The sequence below is a fragment of the Enterobacter sp. 18A13 genome (assembly GCF_007035975.1).
In the GTDB taxonomy this organism is placed as follows: domain Bacteria; phylum Pseudomonadota; class Gammaproteobacteria; order Enterobacterales; family Enterobacteriaceae; genus Enterobacter; species Enterobacter vonholyi.
Window position 1 is genome coordinate 3507396 of sequence record NZ_AP019634.1, and the last position, 21151, is coordinate 3528546.

25 protein-coding genes, 1 other RNA gene and 1 other annotated feature are annotated in these 21151 nt (G+C 54.6%); of the genes, 13 read left to right on the forward strand and 13 right to left on the reverse strand.

Annotated elements, in window-relative coordinates:
• Positions 1-94: 94 nt before the first annotated feature.
• Positions 95-220 (forward strand) — a sequence feature (Phe leader region).
• On the forward strand, positions 96-143 hold the full coding sequence (gene pheL, locus FOY93_RS16855) for a pheA operon leader peptide PheL (RefSeq protein ID WP_100249759.1): 48 nt from the start codon (positions 96-98) through the stop codon (positions 141-143). Its footprint overlaps the feature before it by 48 nt.
• Before the next feature lie 30 nt (positions 221-250).
• A complete protein-coding gene (pheA, locus tag FOY93_RS16860) occupies positions 251-1411 on the forward strand; it encodes a bifunctional chorismate mutase/prephenate dehydratase (protein WP_021242003.1) in 1161 nt (386 codons plus the stop codon).
• Here the strand turns inward: pheA and FOY93_RS16865 are convergent.
• The 3 genes from FOY93_RS16865 to aroF are packed head-to-tail and all read right to left on the reverse strand — an operon-like array spanning position 1408 to position 4543.
• Positions 1408-2280 (reverse strand): SMP-30/gluconolactonase/LRE family protein, encoded by an 873-nt coding sequence (locus FOY93_RS16865; RefSeq protein ID WP_115876091.1) that lies wholly within the window; start codon positions 2278-2280, stop codon positions 1408-1410. The genes pheA and FOY93_RS16865 overlap by 4 nt on opposite strands.
• Positions 2281-2340: 60 nt before the next feature.
• Positions 2341-3462, reverse strand: coding sequence for a bifunctional chorismate mutase/prephenate dehydrogenase (gene tyrA / locus FOY93_RS16870; RefSeq protein WP_143345408.1), 1122 nt, complete (start codon positions 3460-3462; stop codon positions 2341-2343).
• Between the two features lie 10 nt (positions 3463-3472).
• Positions 3473-4543 (reverse strand): 3-deoxy-7-phosphoheptulonate synthase AroF, encoded by a 1071-nt coding sequence (gene aroF / locus FOY93_RS16875; RefSeq protein ID WP_143345409.1) that lies wholly within the window; start codon positions 4541-4543, stop codon positions 3473-3475.
• Positions 4544-4757: 214 nt separating this feature from the next.
• Here aroF and FOY93_RS16880 point away from each other — a divergent pair, with 214 nt between their 5' ends.
• The 4 genes from FOY93_RS16880 to FOY93_RS16895 all read left to right on the forward strand — a co-directional run bounded on the left by FOY93_RS16880 (position 4758) and on the right by FOY93_RS16895 (position 7533).
• A complete protein-coding gene (locus FOY93_RS16880) occupies positions 4758-5132 on the forward strand; it encodes a DUF2799 domain-containing protein (RefSeq protein WP_115876094.1) in 375 nt (124 codons plus the stop codon).
• A gap of 138 nt (positions 5133-5270) precedes the next feature.
• Positions 5271-5822 carry a regulatory sequestration protein YfiR gene (gene yfiR, locus FOY93_RS16885; RefSeq protein ID WP_223580273.1) on the forward strand — a complete coding sequence of 184 codons (552 nt, stop codon included), beginning with the start codon at positions 5271-5273 and terminating at the stop codon, positions 5820-5822.
• Positions 5815-7035 carry a diguanylate cyclase DgcN/YfiN gene (gene dgcN / locus FOY93_RS16890; protein ID WP_115876095.1) on the forward strand — a complete coding sequence of 407 codons (1221 nt, stop codon included), beginning with the start codon at positions 5815-5817 and terminating at the stop codon, positions 7033-7035. The genes yfiR and dgcN overlap by 8 nt, the downstream gene beginning before the upstream one ends.
• Before the next feature lie 12 nt (positions 7036-7047).
• Entirely contained in the window at positions 7048-7533 is a 486-nt protein-coding gene (locus FOY93_RS16895; protein ID WP_115876096.1) for an OmpA family protein, read from the forward strand.
• Between the two features lie 2 nt (positions 7534-7535).
• Here the strand turns inward: FOY93_RS16895 and FOY93_RS16900 are convergent, their stop codons facing one another.
• From FOY93_RS16900 to ffh, 7 genes are all read right to left on the reverse strand, one after another.
• Entirely contained in the window at positions 7536-8906 is a 1371-nt protein-coding gene (locus tag FOY93_RS16900) for a PepSY-associated TM helix domain-containing protein (RefSeq protein WP_143345410.1), read from the reverse strand.
• Positions 8907-8944: 38 nt separating this feature from the next.
• A complete protein-coding gene (locus FOY93_RS16905; RefSeq protein ID WP_143345411.1) occupies positions 8945-9349 on the reverse strand; it encodes a DUF2946 domain-containing protein in 405 nt (134 codons plus the stop codon).
• Positions 9350-9481: 132 nt separating this feature from the next.
• Complete coding sequence (gene rplS, locus FOY93_RS16910) at positions 9482-9829, reverse strand: 50S ribosomal protein L19 (protein ID WP_002914145.1); 348 nt, start codon at positions 9827-9829, stop codon at positions 9482-9484.
• Between the two features lie 43 nt (positions 9830-9872).
• The gene (gene trmD, locus FOY93_RS16915; protein WP_014832949.1) at positions 9873-10640 is read right to left on the reverse strand and encodes a tRNA (guanosine(37)-N1)-methyltransferase TrmD; all 768 of its coding nucleotides are present in this window, start codon (positions 10638-10640) and stop codon (positions 9873-9875) included.
• Positions 10641-10671: 31 nt separating this feature from the next.
• On the reverse strand, positions 10672-11211 hold the full coding sequence (rimM, locus tag FOY93_RS16920; RefSeq protein WP_164850638.1) for a ribosome maturation factor RimM: 540 nt from the start codon (positions 11209-11211) through the stop codon (positions 10672-10674).
• A 15-nt stretch (positions 11212-11226) separates the two neighbouring features.
• The gene (gene rpsP, locus FOY93_RS16925) at positions 11227-11475 is read right to left on the reverse strand and encodes a 30S ribosomal protein S16 (protein ID WP_003863133.1); all 249 of its coding nucleotides are present in this window, start codon (positions 11473-11475) and stop codon (positions 11227-11229) included.
• A 116-nt stretch (positions 11476-11591) separates the two neighbouring features.
• Positions 11592-12953 carry a signal recognition particle protein gene (ffh, locus tag FOY93_RS16930; RefSeq protein ID WP_014884878.1) on the reverse strand — a complete coding sequence of 454 codons (1362 nt, stop codon included), beginning with the start codon at positions 12951-12953 and terminating at the stop codon, positions 11592-11594.
• Between the two features lie 166 nt (positions 12954-13119).
• Here ffh and FOY93_RS16935 point away from each other — a divergent pair, with 166 nt between their 5' ends.
• Entirely contained in the window at positions 13120-13911 is a 792-nt protein-coding gene (locus FOY93_RS16935) for a cytochrome C assembly family protein (protein WP_032623031.1), read from the forward strand.
• A gap of 18 nt (positions 13912-13929) precedes the next feature.
• Entirely contained in the window at positions 13930-15216 is a 1287-nt protein-coding gene (locus FOY93_RS16940) for an HlyC/CorC family transporter (RefSeq protein ID WP_025759264.1), read from the forward strand.
• Between the two features lie 52 nt (positions 15217-15268).
• On the opposite strand, the gene grpE is transcribed toward FOY93_RS16940, so the two are convergent.
• Positions 15269-15862 (reverse strand): nucleotide exchange factor GrpE, encoded by a 594-nt coding sequence (gene grpE, locus FOY93_RS16945; RefSeq protein WP_136195203.1) that lies wholly within the window; start codon positions 15860-15862, stop codon positions 15269-15271.
• Between the two features lie 122 nt (positions 15863-15984).
• Between grpE and nadK the strand changes: the two genes are divergently transcribed.
• The 3 genes from nadK to bamE all read left to right on the forward strand — a co-directional run bounded on the left by nadK (position 15985) and on the right by bamE (position 19087).
• Entirely contained in the window at positions 15985-16863 is an 879-nt protein-coding gene (gene nadK / locus FOY93_RS16950) for an NAD(+) kinase (protein ID WP_008502500.1), read from the forward strand.
• Between the two features lie 85 nt (positions 16864-16948).
• Positions 16949-18610, forward strand: a complete 1662-nt coding sequence (gene recN / locus FOY93_RS16955) for a DNA repair protein RecN (protein WP_023616819.1) — start codon at positions 16949-16951, stop codon at positions 18608-18610.
• Positions 18611-18748: 138 nt separating this feature from the next.
• Positions 18749-19087, forward strand: coding sequence for an outer membrane protein assembly factor BamE (bamE, locus tag FOY93_RS16965; RefSeq protein ID WP_008502502.1), 339 nt, complete (start codon positions 18749-18751; stop codon positions 19085-19087).
• Between the two features lie 98 nt (positions 19088-19185).
• Here the strand turns inward: bamE and FOY93_RS16970 are convergent, their stop codons facing one another.
• A complete protein-coding gene (locus tag FOY93_RS16970; protein ID WP_023325903.1) occupies positions 19186-19473 on the reverse strand; it encodes an RnfH family protein in 288 nt (95 codons plus the stop codon).
• Positions 19463-19900, reverse strand: coding sequence for a type II toxin-antitoxin system RatA family toxin (locus FOY93_RS16975; protein WP_014832955.1), 438 nt, complete (start codon positions 19898-19900; stop codon positions 19463-19465). The genes FOY93_RS16970 and FOY93_RS16975 overlap by 11 nt, the downstream gene beginning before the upstream one ends.
• A gap of 156 nt (positions 19901-20056) precedes the next feature.
• On the opposite strand from FOY93_RS16975, the gene smpB reads away from it, so the two are divergent.
• Both smpB and ssrA read left to right on the forward strand, forming a co-directional pair.
• Positions 20057-20539 carry an SsrA-binding protein SmpB gene (gene smpB / locus FOY93_RS16980; protein WP_008502505.1) on the forward strand — a complete coding sequence of 161 codons (483 nt, stop codon included), beginning with the start codon at positions 20057-20059 and terminating at the stop codon, positions 20537-20539.
• Positions 20540-20628: 89 nt separating this feature from the next.
• Positions 20629-20992, forward strand: a transfer-messenger RNA (tmRNA) gene (ssrA, locus tag FOY93_RS16985).
• The last annotated feature ends 159 nt before the right edge of the window (positions 20993-21151 follow it).

Here is a 21151-nt window from a genome sequence, read left to right on the forward strand (position 1 = left end):
TACCGCCAACGCGCCTTCGGGCGCGTTTTTTGTTTTTTATTGACAGGGTGAAAACAGTACAGGTACTTTAACGGTATCAATCGCAGGATGACTTTATGAAACTTACGCCGTTCTTCTTCGCATTCTTTTTTACCTTCCCCTGAACGGGAGGCGTTTCGTCGTGTGATAAAGAATGCGAAGACGAACAACAAGGCCTCCCACACCGGGGGGCCTTTTTTATTGATAACGATAAGATGAGACAGGCAACACTATGACACCGGAAAACCCGTTACTGGATCTGCGAGTAAAAATCAGCGCGCTGGATGAGAAACTGCTGGCGCTGCTGGCCGAACGCCGCGCCCTTGCCGTTGAAGTAGGCAAAGCCAAGCTGGACTCCCATCGTCCGGTCCGTGATATCGACCGCGAGCGGGATCTTCTGGAACGTCTCATTCAGCTCGGCAAAGCGCATCACCTCGATGCCCACTACATCACCCGGTTGTTCCAGCTCATCATCGAAGATTCCGTTCTGACCCAGCAAGCGCTACTGCAGCAGCATCTCAATAAAACCAATCCGCACTCTGCGCGTATCGCTTTCCTCGGGCCAAAGGGCTCCTATTCTCACCTGGCCGCACGTCAGTACGCTGCACGCCATTTCGAAGAGTTTATCGAGAGCGGCTGCGCGAAGTTTGCCGACATTTTTAACCAGGTCGAGACCGGCCAGGCGGATTACGCCGTGGTGCCGATTGAAAACACCAGCTCCGGCGCTATCAACGATGTCTACGATTTGCTGCAGCACACCAGCCTGTCGCTGGTCGGCGAGCTGACGATCCCTATCGATCACTGCGTGCTGGTATCCGGTTCAACGGACCTGAACACGATCGAAACGGTTTACAGTCATCCGCAGCCGTTCCAGCAGTGCAGCCAGTTCCTGAACCGCTATCCGAACTGGAAAATTGAGTACACCGAAAGCACCTCGGCGGCGATGGAAAAAGTGGCGCAGGCTAATTCCCCCACCGTCGCGGCGCTCGGCAGCGAAGCGGGCGGCGCGCTGTATGGCCTGCAGGTGCTGGAACGCAACCTGGCAAACCAGACGCAAAACATTACCCGCTTCGTGGTGCTGGCCCGCAAGGCAATCAATGTGTCTGACCAGGTGCCAGCAAAAACCACGCTGCTGATGGCCACCGGCCAACAGGCCGGTGCGCTGGTTGAAGCCCTGCTGGTGCTGCGTAATCACAACCTGATCATGACCAGGCTGGAATCACGCCCAATCCACGGTAACCCGTGGGAAGAGATGTTCTATCTCGACATCCAGGCCAACCTGGAGTCCGCTTCCATGCAGAAAGCTCTCCGCGAGCTGGGCGAGATCACGCGTTCCATGAAGGTGCTGGGCTGCTACCCGAGCGAAAACGTCGTGCCGGTCGATCCAATCTAACGTTCGATAAAGCGGCTTTTCTTCATCCCTGCCACGCCCACCGGCAGGGTGAAGATGGCCCCGGATAGCGGATATTTCGCCACCTCCTCCGCATCCATATTCTCCCGCGTGGTGGTAATAAACAGCGTTTTCATATCATCGCCGCCAAAGCAGACCATCGTCGGGCAACGCACCGGCATGCGATATTCTTCCAGCTGCTCCCCTTGCGGTGAAAAACGCGCGATGCGCCAGCCGTCAAACAGCGCGCTCCAGTAACAGCCTTCCACATCCATCGCCGCGCCGTCCGGTATCCCCTCGCCCTCTTTAAACTGACGAAACACCTCGCGCCTGCCGGGTTCGCCCTGCTCATCAAGCGGCGTACGATAGATCACACCGTTTGGCGTATCTGAGGTAAACATCCACTGCTTATCCGGGCTAAACGCTAAGCCGTTATGCCCGTGGATATCGCACTGGATCACCTTCGGCGTCAGGTCGTTGTCGATGCGCATCAGCAGGGCGCCGTTGTAATCTCCCGGCCCCCAGAACGTGCCCGCATAGAAGCGGCCCTGGTGATCGGTACCTCCATCGTTAAAACGCGCCAGCTGCGGGTTAGAGGGGTTATCACACACCTTGCGGCGCAGCAGGCCGTGTTTATCGGTCAGCCAGATACCCGTTCTCATCGCAACGATAAAACCACCCTGCTCGCGCAACGCGAAACAGCCCACCTCCTCGTGGAAAGAGAGTACGGTGTGTTCCGCCGTCGGCAGATGGTAGCGGTGGATCTCTCCTTCCAGAATATCGGCCCAGTAGAGCGCCTGCTCTTCGGCGCTCCAAGTCGGGCATTCAGGCAAATGCCCGGTGTAATTCAACAGCAGCTGCGGTTCGGCCATGACAGTTCCCCAAAATGAAAAAAGCCAGCATTGCTGGCTTTCAGTATATACATCATCGCATTACTGGCGACTGTCATTTGCCTGGCGCAATAAAGTCCGACTCTCATTCTGGAAACGCTGCGCGTAATCGCCAAACCAGTGTTCGACCTTGCGGAAGCTATCGATAAACGCCTGCTTATCTCCGTGCTCCAGCAGCGTAATGGCTTCACCAAAGCGCTGATAGTAGCGCTTGATCAGCGCCAGGTTGTTTTCAGAGGACATAATAATGTCCGCGTAAAGTTGCGGATCCTGCGCAAAGAGACGCCCGACCATCGCCAGTTCCAGACGATAGATAGGTGAAGAGAGCGCCAGAAGCTGTTCAAGCTGTACGTTCTCTTCCGCCAGATGCAGACCGTAGGCAAACGTGGCAAAGTGGCGCAGCGCCTGAATGAACGCCATGTTCTGGTCGTGCTCAACCGCGCTGATGCGGTGCAGTCGTGCCCCCCATACCTGAATCTGTTCCAGGAACCACTGATAGGCTTCCGGCTGACGACCGTCGCAGTAAACCACCACCTGCTTAGCAAGGCTGCCGCTGTCCGGGCCAAACATCGGGTGCAGACCCAGCACCGGACCCGTATGAGCAGCCAGCATTGCCTGCAGCGGACCATTTTTGACGGAGGCCAGATCCACCAGGATGCAATCTTTCGGTAAAGGAGGCAGCTTCCCGATGATTTGCTCCGTCACGTGGATCGGCACGCTGACGATAACCATCCCGGCATCTTTCATGAGTTCCGGAGCATGCGCCCAGTCCTCTTTTTCCAGAATGCGCACCTGGTAGCCAGAAAGCGTAAGCATCTTTTCAAACAGGCGCCCCATCTGCCCAGCACCGCCGACAATCACGACCGGACGCAGGGAAGGACAGAGAGTTTTGAAGCCCTTGTCGTTTTCACTGGAATAGGACTCCCGCATCACGCGACGCAGAACATCTTCAATCAAGTCCGGCGAAACCCCCAGCGCCTGCGCCTCTTTACGGCGGGAGGCGAGCATAGAGGCTTCGCGCTCCGGGACGTAAATCGGCAGGCCGTATTTGCTTTTCACCTCACCGACTTCGGCAACCAGCGACATGCGTCGCGCCAGCAGATCCAGCAGCGCCTTATCCACTTCATCAATTTGATCGCGCAGTGCGGTCAATTCAGCAACCATAACTACCCTCTTAAGCCAGACGCGTCGCCAGCTGGCCGTTTAAATCTTTATGGATCTCACGCAGCAGTGCATCGGTCGTCTCCCAGCTGATGCAGGCATCCGTCACGGAGACGCCGTGCTTCATGGCACTGCGCGGTTGTTCAGATGACTGATTGCCTTCATGAATGTTGCTCTCAATCATCAGACCGATAATCGAACGATTGCCATCTTTGATCTGTGCGACCACGGATTCCGCAACCGCAGGCTGGCGACGGTAATCTTTATTCGAGTTACCATGACTGCAATCTACCATCAGTGCCGGGCGCAGTCCCGCCTGCTCCATCTCTTTTTCACACTGGGCCACGTCCGCCGGGCTGTAGTTAGGGGCTTTACCGCCGCGCAGGATCACGTGGCCGTCCGGGTTACCCTGCGTTTGCAGGAGGCATACCTGGCCTGCCTGGTTGATACCGACGAAACGGTGCGGCATGGCGGCAGCGCGCATGGCATTAATCGCCGTCGCCAGGCTGCCATCGGTACCGTTTTTAAAACCAACCGGCATCGACAGGCCAGACGCCATCTCGCGATGGGTTTGCGATTCCGTGGTACGCGCGCCAATCGCGGACCAGCTGAACAGATCTCCCAGGTACTGCGGGCTGTTCGGATCCAGCGCTTCGGTTGCCAGCGGCAGCCCCATGCTGACCAGCTCAACCAGCAGGCGACGCGCAATCTTCAGGCCTGCTTCTACATCAAACGAGCCATCCATGTGCGGATCGTTAATCAACCCTTTCCAGCCGACGGTAGTACGTGGCTTCTCAAAATAGACGCGCATCACCAGGTAGAGGCTATCGCTGACCTCCTCCGCTAATGCTTTAAATCGACGAGCGTACTCAATGGCGGCTTCAGGATCGTGAATGGAGCAAGGACCACACACCACCAGCAGGCGCGGATCGCGGCCGGCGATGATATTTGAAATGGTCTGACGCGAGTGCTCAATCTGAGCCTCCTGCGCGACGCTCAGCGGAAATTCTGCTTTCAGTTGATCCGGGGTAATTAAAACCTGTTCGTCAGTGATATGTACGTTGTTCAGCGCGTCTTTTTGCATGATGGCGATCCTGTAAAGCTCGTTTGCGATAGTTGTTTTCCTCAATGAGGTGAAACCACGATACCATAAAAAGTAAACATTTCAATCCAAAATACGTACACATTACTTTACACAAGCCAATTTATTGCAAAAATCAGCCGTCAAAAACGTAAAGTTTAAATTACAGACATATATTCTTAAGCCAGGCTATGCTGAAGAAAAAAGGAGAATGGCTATGCGTTCAATTGCTCTCATGCTGTTGTCGCTGTTTTTAACGGGCTGCCAGATCAATCCTTATACCTTCCAGCCCGACTGGACCAGTCCCTCCTGGTTTGATGCAGGTAAAGAAGACGCCATGAATGGCCTGCCGGTTAAAGATAACCAGACCCTGGCCGATAGTTTTAACGACACCCACGTTGATCGTAGTGAATATCTTCGCGGCTACGCTGACGGCCAAAAGAAAGTCTGCGAAGAAGGGTTTATTCATGCCTGGGGATTAGCGGGCAAATCTTTCCCTGCCAGTTGCGATACTGCCGAAAACGCGACAAAACTGCGTGCGTCATGGCAGGAAGGGATGGATGAAAGTATGCGTTCCAGCAGACTTAATTAAGTCTATTTTTATCCACCGAAAAATAAACAACTGTAGGATTTAGCTTAGGTTGGCCTGATGCTATTTCTGACATAATGACGGCTCTGATAAACAATGGTATTCTGCCCGCAACTCTCAAGGACATCTATTTCCGGAGCGATGTGGCGGATTCTGGTGAGAAATTTATTCTTGATCTCTTTTTTCCGACTCACTCTGGTGTTAATGCTGTTCCTTATGGTGGGCCCTGCGGCGGCAGGCACGCTTACGGAAACGGATAAATCGGTACGCTCGATTGTCTCAGGCATTGTGAGCTATACGCGATGGCCGTCACTTTCCGGGCAGCCTAAACTTTGCGTCTATGCCACTTCTCACTATACGCACGCGCTCAGCGGCGACGAAGGGCACAACGAGTTACCCTATACTCCCGTTATTGTACGTAACGATCAGGAAGCCCTGGCCGCGACGTGTGATGCGATTTATTTCGGGTCTGAATCACCGGCAAAACAACTTGAATTAATAAGTCAATATCAGGGCAGAGCGTTGCTATTAATCTCAGAGCAAAATCCGGAATGTGTAATTGGCAGTGCCTTTTGCCTGATGATCGATCGCGGCCAGGTACGGTTTTCCGTCAACCTGGATGCGTTGACGCGCAGTGGCGTAAGAGTCAATCCGGATGTATTAATGCTGGCACGGAATAAGCAGCATGGATAAAGATTTCACTTCAACGCCACGTCCGACGTTTAAAAGAACGTTGAGGCGAAACAGCATGATAAGCGTCATTATCACAATGACGTTAATATGGCTGTTGCTCTGTTTTGCTTCCGTCGTGACGTTAAAACAATATGCGCAAAAGAACCTCGAATTAACCGGCGCCACAATGAGCCACAGCCTGGAAGCTTCGCTGGTTTTCAACGACTCGCTGGCGGCCAACGAAACGCTTGCAGCCCTGGGCAAACAGGGGCAGTTTGCCGCTGCGGAGGTGATTAACGCGCATAAAAAGCGGTTTGCCTACTGGTCCTGGAACCCGGAAGATAACAACGACACGCTGGGCGCACTGGTCAGCCGTTGGCTTTTCCCCGTACCGGTTGCGCAGCCCATCATGCATAACGGCTTAAGGATCGGCGAAATCCGCCTTACCGCGCGTGACAGTTTGATCAGCCACTTCATCTGGACGTCGTTTGCCGTACTTACCGGCTGCATTCTCTTTGCCGCCGTCGTCGCGCTTATCATTACCCAGTCTTTGCATCGTGGGATGGTTATGGCCCTGCAGAACATTACCGACGTCGTGCATGACGTACGCACAAACCGCAACTTCTCCCGCCGGGTGAAAGACGGGCGTATCGAAGAGTTTCACCAGTTTGGCGAAGACTTCAACAGTCTTCTGGATGAAATGGAAGAGTGGCAGCTGAAGCTCCAGGCGAAAAACGCCCAGCTGTTGCGGACCGCCATGCACGACCCGCTCACCGGTCTTGCCAACCGCGCAGCGTTTCGTAACAGCATTGCGGCCTTAATGAACGACCCTTCAGCCAGAACAAACTCGGCCCTGCTCTTCCTCGACGGTGATAACTTTAAGTTTATTAACGACACCTGGGGCCACGCGGCAGGAGACTGCGTGCTGATCGAAGTCGCCAGCAGGATGATGGAGTTTGGCGACAAACGTCATCAGTCTTACCGTCTTGGCGGTGACGAATTTGCCATGGTGCTGTACGGCGTTCACTCTGAGCTTGAGGTTCAACACATTTGTGCTGCGCTTTCGCAGCAGTTTATTCGTCCGTTTGATCTTCATAACGGGCAAAAAGCATCGATGTCACTCAGCATTGGCTTTGCTCTGGCGTGGGAAAATGCTTCCGTGGAAGCATTACTGGAGAGGGCTGACCGCAATATGTACCAGGTTAAAAACCAGCGTACGAAAACAATAAGTTAGAAAGGATACACTATGTTAAAACGTTACTTCGCGCCGTTAGTACTGGCCTCACTGGTTCTGGCAGGCTGTCAGTCGCCGCCGGAAGGAAAATTCACTCCTGAGCAAATTGCGGCGATGAAGTCTTACGGTTTTAACGAACTGAACGGTGACTGGTCGCTTGGCATGTCGGACACCATCCTGTTTGATAAAAATGACGCCAGACTGCGTTCTGAGAGTGAAACGCAGATCCAGTCCATGGCCTCTCGCCTGGCGGAAACCGGCCTGACCCATGCGCGAATGGACGGTCACACGGATAACTACGGGGAAGAAAGCTACAACGAAGCGCTGTCGTTAAAACGCGCCAACGCCGTGGCCGATGCCTGGGCAAAGGGGGCAAATATCCCGCGCAGCAATCTCACCACGCGGGGATTAGGTCAAAAATACCCGGTTGCGAGCAACAGTACCCCGCAAGGGCGCGCTGAAAACCGCCGCGTCGCAGTGGTGATCAGCACGCCATAGGGTTATTTAGCGGATGATTCGGCGAGCGTCACCCTGGTTGCCGCTCGCCAGCGCAGCCAGTCCACCAGAATAAACAGCGCCAGACTCACGCCCATGACCGGCAGGGCCAGCCCCAGCAGTACGCTGGTTATCAGCGTAACCCCTCTTCCCCATCCTGACAGCGCCAGCCAGCTCTGACAAAGCGTCTGTACCGGACTCACTGCCGATTGCGCAGGACGACGCATCCACCACATCCGGTATCCCCAGATAATGAGCACGCACAGGGCGAGGCCGAACGCCACGAGCAGCAGCTGATTCACCAGGCCGAATAAGATCCCCATATGGAAATCCACGCCCCAGCGGGTCAGTTTTGCCATTAACGGGAAATCCTCGAATCGGGTTCTGTCCATGACCTGCATCGTATGGGGATCAACCGCAACGGCGTCCACCTGAGTCGGCCAGCTGCGATCGATTTCCGTCACGGTCCAGGCACGATCCTTCGTTTTCGCCGGGCGGATCTCCAGCTTGCTGGCATCAATCCCCGCGTGACGCGCCGCGCTTAACACCCCGTCAAACAGCGTCAAATCCATCGCCATTTCCGGCATCATCATCCCACCGTGATGACCACGGTGTTCGGCATGTTCATCCACGATCTCATGTTGGCCGGATATCGTCATGTTCACCTGCGGGGTGAGCCAGTTCATCTCTGCACGCAGCTTATCCACGTTCCCGCCAGCCCACTGGGACCAGGTCAGGCCGGTTGCCGAGAACAGCAGCATTCCTCCCAGCAGAACCCAGCCCAGCGTCACATGCACCCGACGCCGGTTCTGGAAGCGATTGTTGATCCGTCGTTTGGGTCGGGTATAAAACCACAGGGCAATACCGCCCAGCGCGGCAACCCACATCCACGAGGCCGCAAGCTCGCTGTAAAGGCGCCCAACGTCGCCCAGCATCAGGGACGTATGCAGGTAATCAATGGTCTGACGCAGCGGTAAAATCCCGCTGGTGCCGTATACCGTCAGATCTCCCAGTACCGTCAGGCTTACCGGATCCACGAAGATAGCGCGGTTCTCCGATGACCCAAGTTTCGGGTCAGCGAACATCACGCGGGTGGTTTCGCCTTCAGCCAGCCCAGGACGAACGGCGTGCAAACGTAAATCTGATCCAACGGTTTTTTCCGCCACGGCGATTTGTTCGGCCAGAGGCTGCGGCTCGCCAACGGAATCCGCGTGGAGCGCGTGTCGGTAGAGCGCATTCTCCAGCTGCGGGGTCGCCACATACAGCGTCCCGGTCAGCGCGGCGAAGAAGATAAACGGGCCGACAAACAGCCCAACGTAAAAATGAAGGCGACGCAGCAGGTTTCCCCATGCCACGCGCGAGGTGCAGGTAGTCATACTTTTCCTTTTTAAGGCAAAAAGTTATCGATATTTTTTTATTGGGAAAAAGCAGACTGCCACGGCGGCGCGCGGGTATCAGGGTAAAGCCAGGGGAAGAAGTGCCAGTGGTTGACCGCCTGACGCGGCGGCTTAACGCGAAGCCTCTGCAGCACCACGCTGAGCAGGACGATGAGCGCCAGCATCACGCCAGGGACATGCGCTAACAGCACGCAGTAGCCGCACGCTTCCGCATGGTCGACAGGCATCGAGTGCGGCATATCGCCGTGATGCTCGTCCATCGACATCATGCTCATGTCATGATGCATGCCCGGCATGGCGCTCATGGGATCTTTCTGCAACGAGACGGAGATCAGCGGCGCCACCACGATCAGCAGGATCGCAAACAGCGCGGTCAATGCCGCTGCGCGTTTCCGGTCAGGCTGATGCAGTACGTTATCCACTTCCCCTCCACTCAAGAGGCAAGCATTGTAAAGGATTTATGACGAAAGGGTTAACTCGAGAGGTGCGATGGGATAAAAAAAGGGCCAGCCTTTCGGCCAGCCCTTTCTAACAGGATGTCGCTTAAGCGAATCTTAGTTCAGACGCTCTTTAATACGAGCAGACTTACCAGTACGCTCACGCAGGTAGTACAGTTTAGCTTTACGTACAGCACCACGACGTTTAACAGCAATGCTGTCAACTACCGGAGAGTGAGTCTGGAAGACACGCTCAACGCCTTCGCCGTTGGAAATTTTACGAACAGTGAATGCAGAGTGCAGACCGCGGTTACGAATAGCGATAACCACGCCCTCGAATGCCTGCAGACGTTTTTTGGAACCTTCAACAACCCATACTTTCACTTCCACGGTGTCACCTGGACGGAAGGAAGGTACGTCCTGCTTCATCTGCTCTTGTTCAAGTTGCTTAATAATGTTGCTCATAATTTAATCTCTTATCCTGGGTAAACTGATATTCGGGAGCGTATTACGCATTCCCATCATGTTCATGCTGCTGGTGCGCGTGTTCAGTTTTGAACTCGGCCAGCAACTTTGCTTGCTCTTCAGTCAGAGCCAGGTTTTCCAGAAGTTCAGGTCTTCTAAGCCAGGTTCGGCCCAGCGACTGCTTCAAACGCCAGCGACGTATCTCGGCATGGTTTCCAGACAGTAACACTGCCGGAACTTCCATCCCTTCTAACACTTCAGGACGAGTATAGTGTGGACAGTCCAGCAACCCATCGGCAAAGGAATCTTCCGTTGCCGAAGCTTCATGGCCCAGAACCCCCGGAATAAACCGGGCGACGGAGTCAATCAGCGTCATTGCCGGTAACTCACCACCGCTGAGAACGTAATCGCCGATAGACCATTCTTCGTCAATCTCGGTTTGAATTACGCGCTCATCTATCCCTTCGTAGCGCCCACAGACCAGAATCAGCTTTTGATTCGTCGCCAGTTCGCTCACGCCCGCTTGATCAAGCTTGCGTCCCTGAGGTGACAGATAAATCACCTTTGCGCCTTCACCTGCCGCGGCTTTTGCTGTGTGAATGGCGTCCCGTAAGGGTTGCACCATCATTAGCATCCCCGGTCCGCCGCCGTAAGGACGATCGTCCACGGTACGGTGCCGGTCATGAGTAAAGTCACGAGGACTCCAGCTCTGGATGCTCAGCAGGCCATTCTTTACTGCCCGGCCAGTTACCCCGTAATCGGTAATCGCGCGGAACATTTCAGGAAACAGGCTAATTATGCCAATCCACATAGCGCCGTCTTTTACCGTTTATCCGGAGAATTTAAAAACCAGGATCCCAATCTACTTCAATGGTTTGAGTAGTGAGATCGACTTTCTTGATAACCTGTCCATCGAGGAACGGGACCAACCGCTCCTTGATGCCAAATGCATCTTTCAGGTTTGCCTTAATGACGAGAACGTCATTTGACCCGGTTTCCATCATATCGATGACTTTCCCCAGGCTGTAGCCTTCGGTAGTGACCACCTGGCAACCCATAAGGTCTTTCCAGTAGTAGTCGCCCTCTTCCAGCTTTGGCAACTGCGACGAATCCACGACAATTTCACAATTAGTCAGCGCATTCGCGGCATCACGATCGTCAACGCCTTTCAGCTTGATGATGATGTCCTGATTGTGGTGACGCCAGCTTTCCAGCTCGACCTCTTCCCACTTACCGCCTTTCTGGATGAACCAGGGCTGGTAATCAAAAATGCTATCAGCGTCTTCAGTGGAGGAAAACACTCTGAGCCAACCACGGATACCGTAGCAAGAACCCATTTTTCCCAATACGATCGGTTCAACAGGTGCTTTACTGCTCATCATGACCACCGTGACAGATTAAGCTGCTTTGTTTGCTGCTTTGATCAGCGTAGCAACGCGATCGGAAACAGTAGCGCCCTGGCCAACCCAGTGAGCGATACGATCCAGATCCAGACGAGTTTCTTCTTCTGCGCCAGCGGCCAGTGGGTTGAAGAAACCAACGCGCTCGATGAAGCGACCGTTGCGTGCATTACGGCTGTCAGTCACAACAACCTGGTAGAACGGACGCTTTTTAGCGCCGTGACGTGCTAAACGAATAGTTACCATAACATCCTCTTGTGTGAATAAAACAACCGGGCCCCATCGAGGAACGGAGCCCGGGTGTCATATTAAAAGCCCGAAAATTTTACTCATTTTCGGGCAAAAAGCAATCTCAAAAGCGATTAACGCCCTGGAAAACCGGGAGGCATCATGCCTTTCATCCCGCGCATCATCTTCGCCATGCCGCCTTTCTTCATTTTCTTCATCATGCGCTGCATGTCGTCGAACTGTTTCAGAAGGCGGTTAACGTCCTGCACCTGCATGCCGCAACCGGCTGCGATACGGCGTTTACGGGAACCTTTGATGATGTCCGGGTTAGCGCGCTCTTTCAGCGTCATCGAGTTGATGATCGCCTCCATACGCACCAGCACCTTGTCATCCATCTGCGCTTTCACGTTGTCAGGGATCTGGCCCATGCCCGGCAGTTTGCCCATCAGGCTGGCCATGCCGCCCATGTTTTTCATCTGACGCAGCTGCTCAAGGAAGTCGGTGAGATCGAACCCGTCTCCTTTTTTCAGCTTGCTGGCGAGTTTCTCAGCCTGCGCGCGGTCAACCTTGCTCTCGATATCTTCGATCAGAGACAGCACGTCGCCCATGCCGAGGATACGGGAGGCAATACGGTCCGGGTGGAACGGCTCCAGCGCTTCGGTTTTCTCGCCCACGCCGAGGAATTTGATCGGCTTGCCGGTGATGTGGCGAATCGAGAGGGCCGCACCGCCGCGGGCGTCACCGTCCACTTTGGTCAGCACTACGCCGGTCAACGGCAGCGCTTCGTTAAATGCTTTCGCGGTATTCGCCGCATCCTGACCGGTCATGGCGTCGACAACAAACAGGGTCTCTACCGGGTTGATAGAGGCGTGCACCTGCTTGATCTCGTCCATCATCGCTTCGTCAACGTGCAGACGACCGGCGGTATCCACCAGCAGCACGTCGTAGAATTTCAGCTTCGCCTCTTTCAGCGCGGCGTTAACGATGTCGACAGGCTTCTGCGCCACGTCGGACGGGAAGAAATCCACGCCAACCTGCTCAGCCAGAGTTTCCAGCTGCTTGATCGCCGCCGGGCGATAGACGTCCGCAGAGACCACCAGCACTTTCTTCTTGTGCTTTTCGCGCAGGAATTTACCCAGCTTACCGACGCTGGTGGTTTTACCCGCACCCTGCAGGCCCGCCATCAGCACCACGGCCGGTGGCTGAGCGGCCAGGTTAAGCACCTGGTTCTCTTCGCCCATCGCCGAAACCAGTTCATTACGAACGATTTTGACGAACTCCTGACCCGGGGTCAGGCTCTTGTTAACTTCATGACCAACCGCCTTCTCTTTTACGCGGTTGATAAAATCACGAACAACCGGCAACGCCACGTCTGCTTCCAGCAGCGCCATGCGCACTTCGCGCAGCGTTTCCTTGATGTTCTCTTCAGTAAGGCGTCCGCGGCCGCTGATGTTGCGCAGCGTGCGCGACAAACGATCGGTTAAATTATCAAACATTGTCTCTCGCCTGAGTAGAAACGTTGGGCCGCATTGAGCGACACATACACAGAATTTTGCCGGAGTATAACATGAAGGCGCCTTTGTTGTTATGCAACGGTTGGAGCAGGCGTCACGTAACGTTATACTGCTTCTCTTTCTTATTAAGACAACTGTCGATGCCTATATGCCTGTTTTCGCACTGATCGCCCTTGTTGCCTACTCTGTCAGCCTCGCGCTGATTATTCCCGGACTGCTGCAAAAAAACAGCGGCTGGCGGCGCATGGCTATTCTTTCGGCGGTGATCGCACTGATTAGCCACGCCTTTGCGCTGGAATCACGCATTATCCCCGGCGACGGCAGCGTGCAAAACCTGAGCGTCCTCAACGTCGGCTCGCTGGTCAGCCTGATGATCTGTACGGTAATGACCATCGTCGCGTCTAAAAATCGCGGCTGGCTGCTGCTGCCGATTGTCTATACCTTCGCGCTGATCAATCTGGCCCTCGCCACCTTTATGCCTAATGAGTTCATTACGCATCTGGAGGCGACGCCGGGGATGCTGGTGCATATCGGTCTGTCGCTCTTTGCCTACGCGACGCTGATTATCGCCGCGCTTTACGCCATGCAGCTCGCCTGGATTGACTACCAGCTGAAAAACAAAAAGCTGGCGTTTAACCATGAAATGCCGCCGCTGATGGTCATTGAGCGTAAGATGTTTCACATCACCCAGGTGGGTGTGGTGCTGCTGACGCTCACGCTCTGCACGGGCCTGTTTTACATGAAGAACCTGTTCAGCGTGGAGAATATCGATAAAGCGGTGCTCTCCATCATCGCGTGGTTTGTCTATATTGTCCTGTTATGGGGCCATTATCATGAAGGCTGGCGCGGTCGTCGCGTGGTCTGGTTCAACGTCGCGGGTGCGGGCATTCTCACCCTTGCCTATTTTGGCAGCCGCTTCATACAGCAATTTGCTGGCTAAGAAACAAAGGAGTTCCCCCTGGAACACATCTCTACCACCACGCTGATCGTTATCCTGATCGTCATGGTGGTCATCTCCGCCTATTTCTCCGGCTCGGAAACCGGCATGATGACCCTGAACCGCTACCGGTTACGTCATCGTGCCAAACAGGGTAACCGCGCCGCACGTCGCGTTGAAAAGCTGCTCCGCAAGCCGGATCGCCTGATAAGCCTGGTGCTCATCGGCAACAACCTCGTCAACATTCTGGCCTCCGCCCTCGGCACCATCGTCGGGATGCGCCTGTACGGTAACGCCGGGGTGGCGATTGCCACCGGCGTGCTGACGTTCGTGGTGCTGGTTTTTGCCGAAGTGCTGCCGAAAACCATCGCCGCGCTTTATCCGGAGAAGGTCGCCTACCCAAGCAGCTTCCTGCTGGCACCGCTGCAGATCCTGATGATGCCGCTGGTCTGGCTGCTGAACATGGTGACGCGCGTCCTGATGCGGATGGTGGGAATCAAAGCCGACGTCACTATCAGCAGCGCACTCAGCAAAGAGGAATTGCGCACTATCGTGAATGAATCCCGCTCACAGATTTCCCGGCGCAATCAGGACATGCTCCTGTCGGTGCTGGATCTGGAAAAGGTGAGCGTGAACGACATCATGGTGCCGCGTAACGAAATCGTCGGTATCGACATCAATGACGACTGGAAAGCCATCGTTCGCCAGCTGACGCACTCCCCGCACGGGCGCATTGTGCTCTATCGTGATTCACTGGATGACGCTATCAGCATGCTCCGCGTGCGCGAAGCGTACCGTCTGATGACCGAGAAAAAAGAGTTCACCAAAGAGGTGATGCTGCGCGCCGCCGACGAAATTTACTACGTGCCGGAAGGAACGCCGCTCAGCACGCAGCTGGTAAAATTCCAGCGAAACAAGAAGAAGGTCGGCCTGGTGGTCAACGAGTACGGCGATATCCAGGGGCTGGTGACGGTCGAAGATATTCTGGAAGAGATTGTCGGGGACTTTACCACCTCAATGTCGCCTTCCCTCGCGGAAGAGGTCACCCCGCAAAACGATGGCTCGGTGCTGATTGACGGCAGCGCGAACATTCGTGAACTCAACAAAGCCTTTAACTGGCATTTACCGGAAGATGAGGCTCGCACCATTAACGGGATGATTCTGGAAGCGCTGGAAGAGATACCGGCAGCGGGCACGCGGGTGCGCATTGAACAGTACGATATTGATATCCTGGACGTGCAGGACAATATGATTAAGCAGGTGAAAGTCCTGCCCGTAAAACCCCTGCGCGAAAGTATCGCGGAGTAAGGTTGTAGGCCGGGTAAGGCGAACGCCGCTACCCGGCACTACGGATTGCGAATTACGCTTTCGCTTTCGCCACGGTCACCATCGCCGCGCGAATGGTACGGCCGTTCAGGGTGTAACCTTTCTGCATTACGCCCAGTACTTTACCGGCTTCAATCTCTTCAGATTCAACCATCGCAATCGCCTGGTGAACGTTTGGATCCAGCGGAACGTCGGTATCGGCAATCACTTCCACGCCAAACTTACGCACCACGTCGAGCATGGATTTCAGCGTCAGTTCGATGCCTTCGATCATTGCCGCGTTGTCCGGATTCGCTTTGTCAGCCACTTCCAGCGCGCGATCGAGGCTATCGATCACCGGCAGCAGTTCGTTGACGAATTTCTCCAGCGCGAACTTGTGCGCCTTCTCAACGTCCTGCTCGGTACGACGACGCAGGTTTTCCATTTCCGCCTTGATGCGCAGAACACTCTCGCGTTCGCGATTCTGTGCTTCTACCAGCTGGGCTTCCAGATTCGCAATTTTTTCATCGCGCGGGTCCACCTGCTCAGCAGATGCGTCTGGCTCTACAGCCTCAACTTCATCGTGCTGTTCCGTGATAATTTCTTCAGGGGCTTGCCCCTCAGGCGTTTTCTGTTCTTTACTACTCATGAATTTCTCCGCGTTTTTCTGCATTCATCTCGCTAACTTCGCTTATTATGGGGATCAGTTTCCGGGATTCAAGGGAACAAGACAGATTGTCATCATTCATCAGGCACAAGGACCTCCAGAAAATGAATAATCATTTCAGGTGTATTGGGATCGTCGGGCATCCGCGTCACCCTACCGCACTAACGACACATGAAATGTTGTATCGCTGGTTGTGTAGCAAAGGCTATGAAGTGATGGTCGAGCAGCAGATTGCTCAGGAGCTGCAGCTGAAGAGCGTCAAAACCGGCACGCTGGCGGAAATTGGCCAACAGGCCGATCTCGCCGTGGTGGTGGGCGGCGACGGCAACATGCTAGGCGCGGCGCGCACGCTGGCGCGCTATGACATCAAGGTCATCGGCATCAACCGTGGCAATCTCGGTTTTTTAACCGATCTCGACCCGGACAATGCCCAGCAGCAGCTGGCCGACGTGCTGGAAGGCCACTATATCAGTGAAAAACGCTTTTTACTGGAGGCGCAGGTGTGCCAGCAGGACTGTCAGAAGCGCATCAGCACCGCGATTAACGAGGTCGTGCTTCATCCCGGAAAAGTGGCGCACATGATCGAGTTTGAAGTCTATATCGACGAGATCTTTGCCTTCTCCCAGCGTTCTGACGGGCTGATTATCTCCACCCCGACCGGCTCAACCGCCTACTCGCTGTCTGCCGGCGGCCCGATCCTGACCCCCTCTCTGGACGCCATTACCCTGGTGCCGATGTTCCCGCACACGCTCTCCGCCCGCCCGCTGGTCATCAACGGCGACAGCACGATTCGTCTGCGCTTCTCGCACCGCCGTAACGACCTGGAGATCAGCTGCGACAGCCAGATAGCGCTGCCAATTCAGGAAGGTGAAGATGTGCTTATTCGCCGGTGTGATTACCACCTGAACTTGATTCATCCGAAAGATTACAGCTATTTCAACACATTAAGCTCAAAGCTAGGCTGGTCAAAAAAATTGTTCTGATTTTGCATCCAGGACTTTACTGTATATAAAACCAGTTTATACTGTATGAAAACACAGTTATGGTTTTTCATACAGGAAAACAATTATGCTGGCACAACTGACCATCAGCAACTTTGCCATTGTTCGTGAGCTTGAGATCGATTTCCACAGCGGCATGACGGCGATCACCGGGGAAACCGGTGCAGGTAAATCCATTGCCATTGATGCCCTCGGCTTGTGCCTTGGCGGCCGCGCTGAGGGCGACATGGTACGCATGGGCGCAAACCGCGCCGACCTGTGCGCCCGCTTCTCCCTGAAAGATACCCCTGCCGCCCAGCGCTGGCTGGAACAGAACCAGCTTGAAGATGGACGTGAGTGTTTACTTCGCCGCGTGATCAGCAGCGACGGTCGCTCCCGCGGCTTTATCAACGGCACGGCGGTCCCGCTCTCCCAGCTTCGTGAACTCGGCCAGCTGCTTATTCAGATCCACGGTCAGCACGCGCATCAGCAACTCGTCAAACCCGAACAGCAGAAAGCGCTGCTGGATGGCTATGCGGGTGAGTACGCGCTTACTCAGCTTATGGCCGAGCACTATCGCCAGTGGCATCAGAGCTGCCGCGAGCTCGCTCAGCACCAGCAGCAAAGCCAGGAGCGTGCCGCCCGCGCGGAGCTGCTGGAATACCAGCTCAAAGAGCTGAATGAATTTAACCCGCAGGCGGGTGAGTTTGAGCAAATCGACGAAGAGTACAAGCGCCTGGCGAACAGCGGGCATCTGCTCTCAACCAGTCAGAATGCGCTCAACCTGCTGGCGGATGGCGAAGACGTGAACCTGCAGAGCCAGCTGTATAACGTCCGCCAGCTGCTTACCGAACTGGTCGGCATGGACAGCAAACTTTCTGGCGTCCTGGATATGCTGGAAGAGGCGGCCATTCAGATCTCTGAAGCCGGTGATGAACTGCGCCACTACTGTGAGCGTCTGGATCTCGACCCGAACCGTCTGTTTGAGCTGGAACAGCGTATCTCCCGTCAGATCTCGCTGGCGCGCAAGCACCACGTTACGCCGGAAGAACTGCCGGGTTACTATCAGTCTCTGCTGGAAGAACAGCAGCAGCTTGACGATCAGGCAGACTCGCTGGAAACCCTCTCCCTGGCGGTGAGCCTGCACCATGAACAGGCGCTGGCCACAGCGCAAAAGCTGCATGAAATCCGTCAGCACTATGCTCAGGAGTTAAGCCAGCATATTACCGATAGCATGCACACGCTGGCGATGCCGCATGGCGTCTTCACCATTGACGTTCGCTTTGAAGAGAATCACCTGACGGCGGAAGGTGCGGATCGCATCGAATTCCGCGTCACCACCAACCCAGGGCAGCCCTTACAGGCCATCTCCAAAGTGGCTTCCGGTGGTGAACTGTCACGTATTGCACTAGCGATTCAGGTGATTACCGCGCGTAAAATGGACACCCCGGCGCTGATTTTCGATGAAGTGGATGTCGGCATCAGCGGCCCGACAGCGGCGGTAGTGGGTAAACTGCTGCGCCAGCTCGGCGAATCAACGCAGGTGATGTGTGTCACCCACCTGCCGCAGGTTGCGGGCTGCGGTCATCATCACTTTATCGTCAGCAAAGAAACCGACGGTGAAATGACCGAAACGCACATGAAGCCGCTGGATAAACGTGCGCGTCTGCAGGAGCTGGCACGCCTGCTCGGCGGCAGCGAAGTCACGCGTAATACGCTTGCGAACGCGAAAGAACTGCTGGCGGCATAAACTTTTTCGGGATCTCAGGGTCATACAGAACAACAAAAACGCCGCCAGACCGGTTTCAAAGTGGGGCAAGGTCTATTATCATCGGCATATTACATATGAGCCGCGTTCTGCTCGGGCCCGAAAAGGAATCAAATCACTATGCGTTGTAAAATGCTGACCGCTGCCGCAGCGGTTCTTCTGATGTTGACCGCAGGCTGTTCCACTCTGGAGAAAGTGGTTTACCGTCCTGACATCAACCAGGGGAACTACCTTACCCCTAACGATGTGTCCAAAATCCGCGTGGGGATGACACAACAGCAGGTCGCTTATGCACTGGGAACCCCGATGATGTCCGATCCGTTCGGCACTAACACCTGGTTCTATGTATTCCGTCAGAAACCGGGCCATGAAGATGCGACCCAGCAGACCCTGACGCTGACCTTCAGCAGCGCCGGTGTGTTGACCAACATCGACAACAAGCCTGCCCTGACCAAATAATCCGGTGTCAGAAATGCAAAAAGGTGCTCATTGAGCACCTTTTTTGTTTTGTGTTGATCCCCTCGCCGCTTTGGGGAGAGGGTAAGGGGAAGAAAGCGCTACTTGCTGGCCTTCTCCGCACGCTGACGACGCAACTCTTTCGGGTCGGCAATCAGCGGACGATAAATCTCCACCCGGTCGCCCTCTTTCAGCACATCGCCCAGCTTCACCGGACGGCTGTAAATCCCGACCTTATTCTTCGCCAGGTCGATATCGCTGCGAAGCTCAAGTATGCCGGAAGCGCGGATGGCCTCTTCTACGGTTGCACCCTCTTCCAGCGTCACGCGCTGCAGATACTGCTTCTCCGGCAGCGCGTACACCACTTCTACAGCAATCTTATGCGACACTGTAAACCTCTTTGGCGCGGGTGGTGAACGCCTGAACCATATTCGATGCCAGCTCTTTAAAGATGCGGCCAAACGCCAGCTCAATCAGCTTATTGGTGAACTCGAAGTCCAGATGGAACTCAATGCGGCAGGCGTCAGCGCTCAGCGGCGTAAACTTCCAGCCCCCCATCAGGGTCTTAAACGGACCATCCACCAGATGCATCAAAATACTCTGATTGCTCGTCAGCGTATTGCGGGTGGTGAACGTCTTGCTGATCCCCGCTTTGGAGACATCCACCGCCGCGGTCATCTGCGTCGGGCCGGACTCCAGAACGCGGCTCCCGGTGCATCCCGGAATGAACTCTGGATAAGACTGAACATCGTTCACTAACTGGTACATTTGTTCCGCGCTGTAAGGCACAAGCGCAGTACGGCTAATCTGAGGCATAGCATTTCCCATGGTCACACAACGGACAAATAATAACATTTATCACCTGTTAAAAAAACGCTAAGCCTCATCTCGTGCTAAGATAGCGCGTTAGACCTCACAGGACGCAATGAGGTGACTTTTTGAAATCAGATTACCGACGGCTTTACGACACTTATGACGAAGAAAAAAGCACATAAACCAGGCTCGGCGACCATTGCGCTCAACAAGCGTGCTCGCCACGAGTATTTCATTGAAGAAGAATTCGAAGCTGGCCTTGCGTTGCAGGGCTGGGAAGTAAAATCGCTGCGCGCCGGGAAAGCCAACATCGGCGATAGCTACGTGATCCTGAAAGATGGCGAAGCCTTCCTGTTCGGCGCAAACTTTACGCCGCTGACCGTCGCCTCCTCACACTACGTGTGTGACCCAACGCGCACGCGTAAATTGCTGCTGAACAAGCGTGAACTGGAATCCCTCTACGGACGCATCAACCGTGAAGGTTTCACCGTGGTCGCCCTGTCTCTGTACTGGAAAAACGCCTGGTGCAAAGTGAAAGTTGGCGTCGCGAAGGGTAAAAAACAGCACGATAAACGCACTGACCTGAAAGAGCGCGAATGGCAGTTGGACAAAGCGCGCATTATGAAAAACGCAGGGCGTTGATTCTGCACACTTATTGTACTATTCAATAAGTTAGCGTTCCGGGCTGGTATCCAGGAAGTGAAATCTGGTATACTTAGCTCAACACTATTGGGGCTGATTCTGGATTCGACGGGATTTGCGAAACCCAAGGTGCATGCCGAGGGGCGGTTTGCCTCGTTAAAAGCCGCAAAAAAATAGTCGCAAACGACGAAAACTACGCTTTAGCAGCTTAATAACCTGCTCTGAGCCCTCTCTCCCTAGCTTCCGCTCTTAAGACGGGGATCAAAGAGAGGTCAAACCCAAAAGAGATCGCGTGGAAGCCCTGCCTGGGGTTGAAGCGTTAAAACTAATCAGGCTAGTTCGTTAGTGGCGTGTCTGTCCGCAGCTGGCGTGCGAATGTAAAGACAAACTAAGCATGTAGTACCGAGGATGTAGAAATTTCGGACGCGGGTTCAACTCCCGCCAGCTCCACCAAAATTCTCCATCGATGATTACCAGAGTCATCCGATGAAGTCCTAAGAGCCCGCACGGCGCAAGCCCTGCGGGCTTTTTTGTGCCTTGAATTTGTCCCGCGAAGTCCGAAGAGAACTAATTAAATCCGAACTTTTTAGGCCCATTGATAGGCCCAACGAA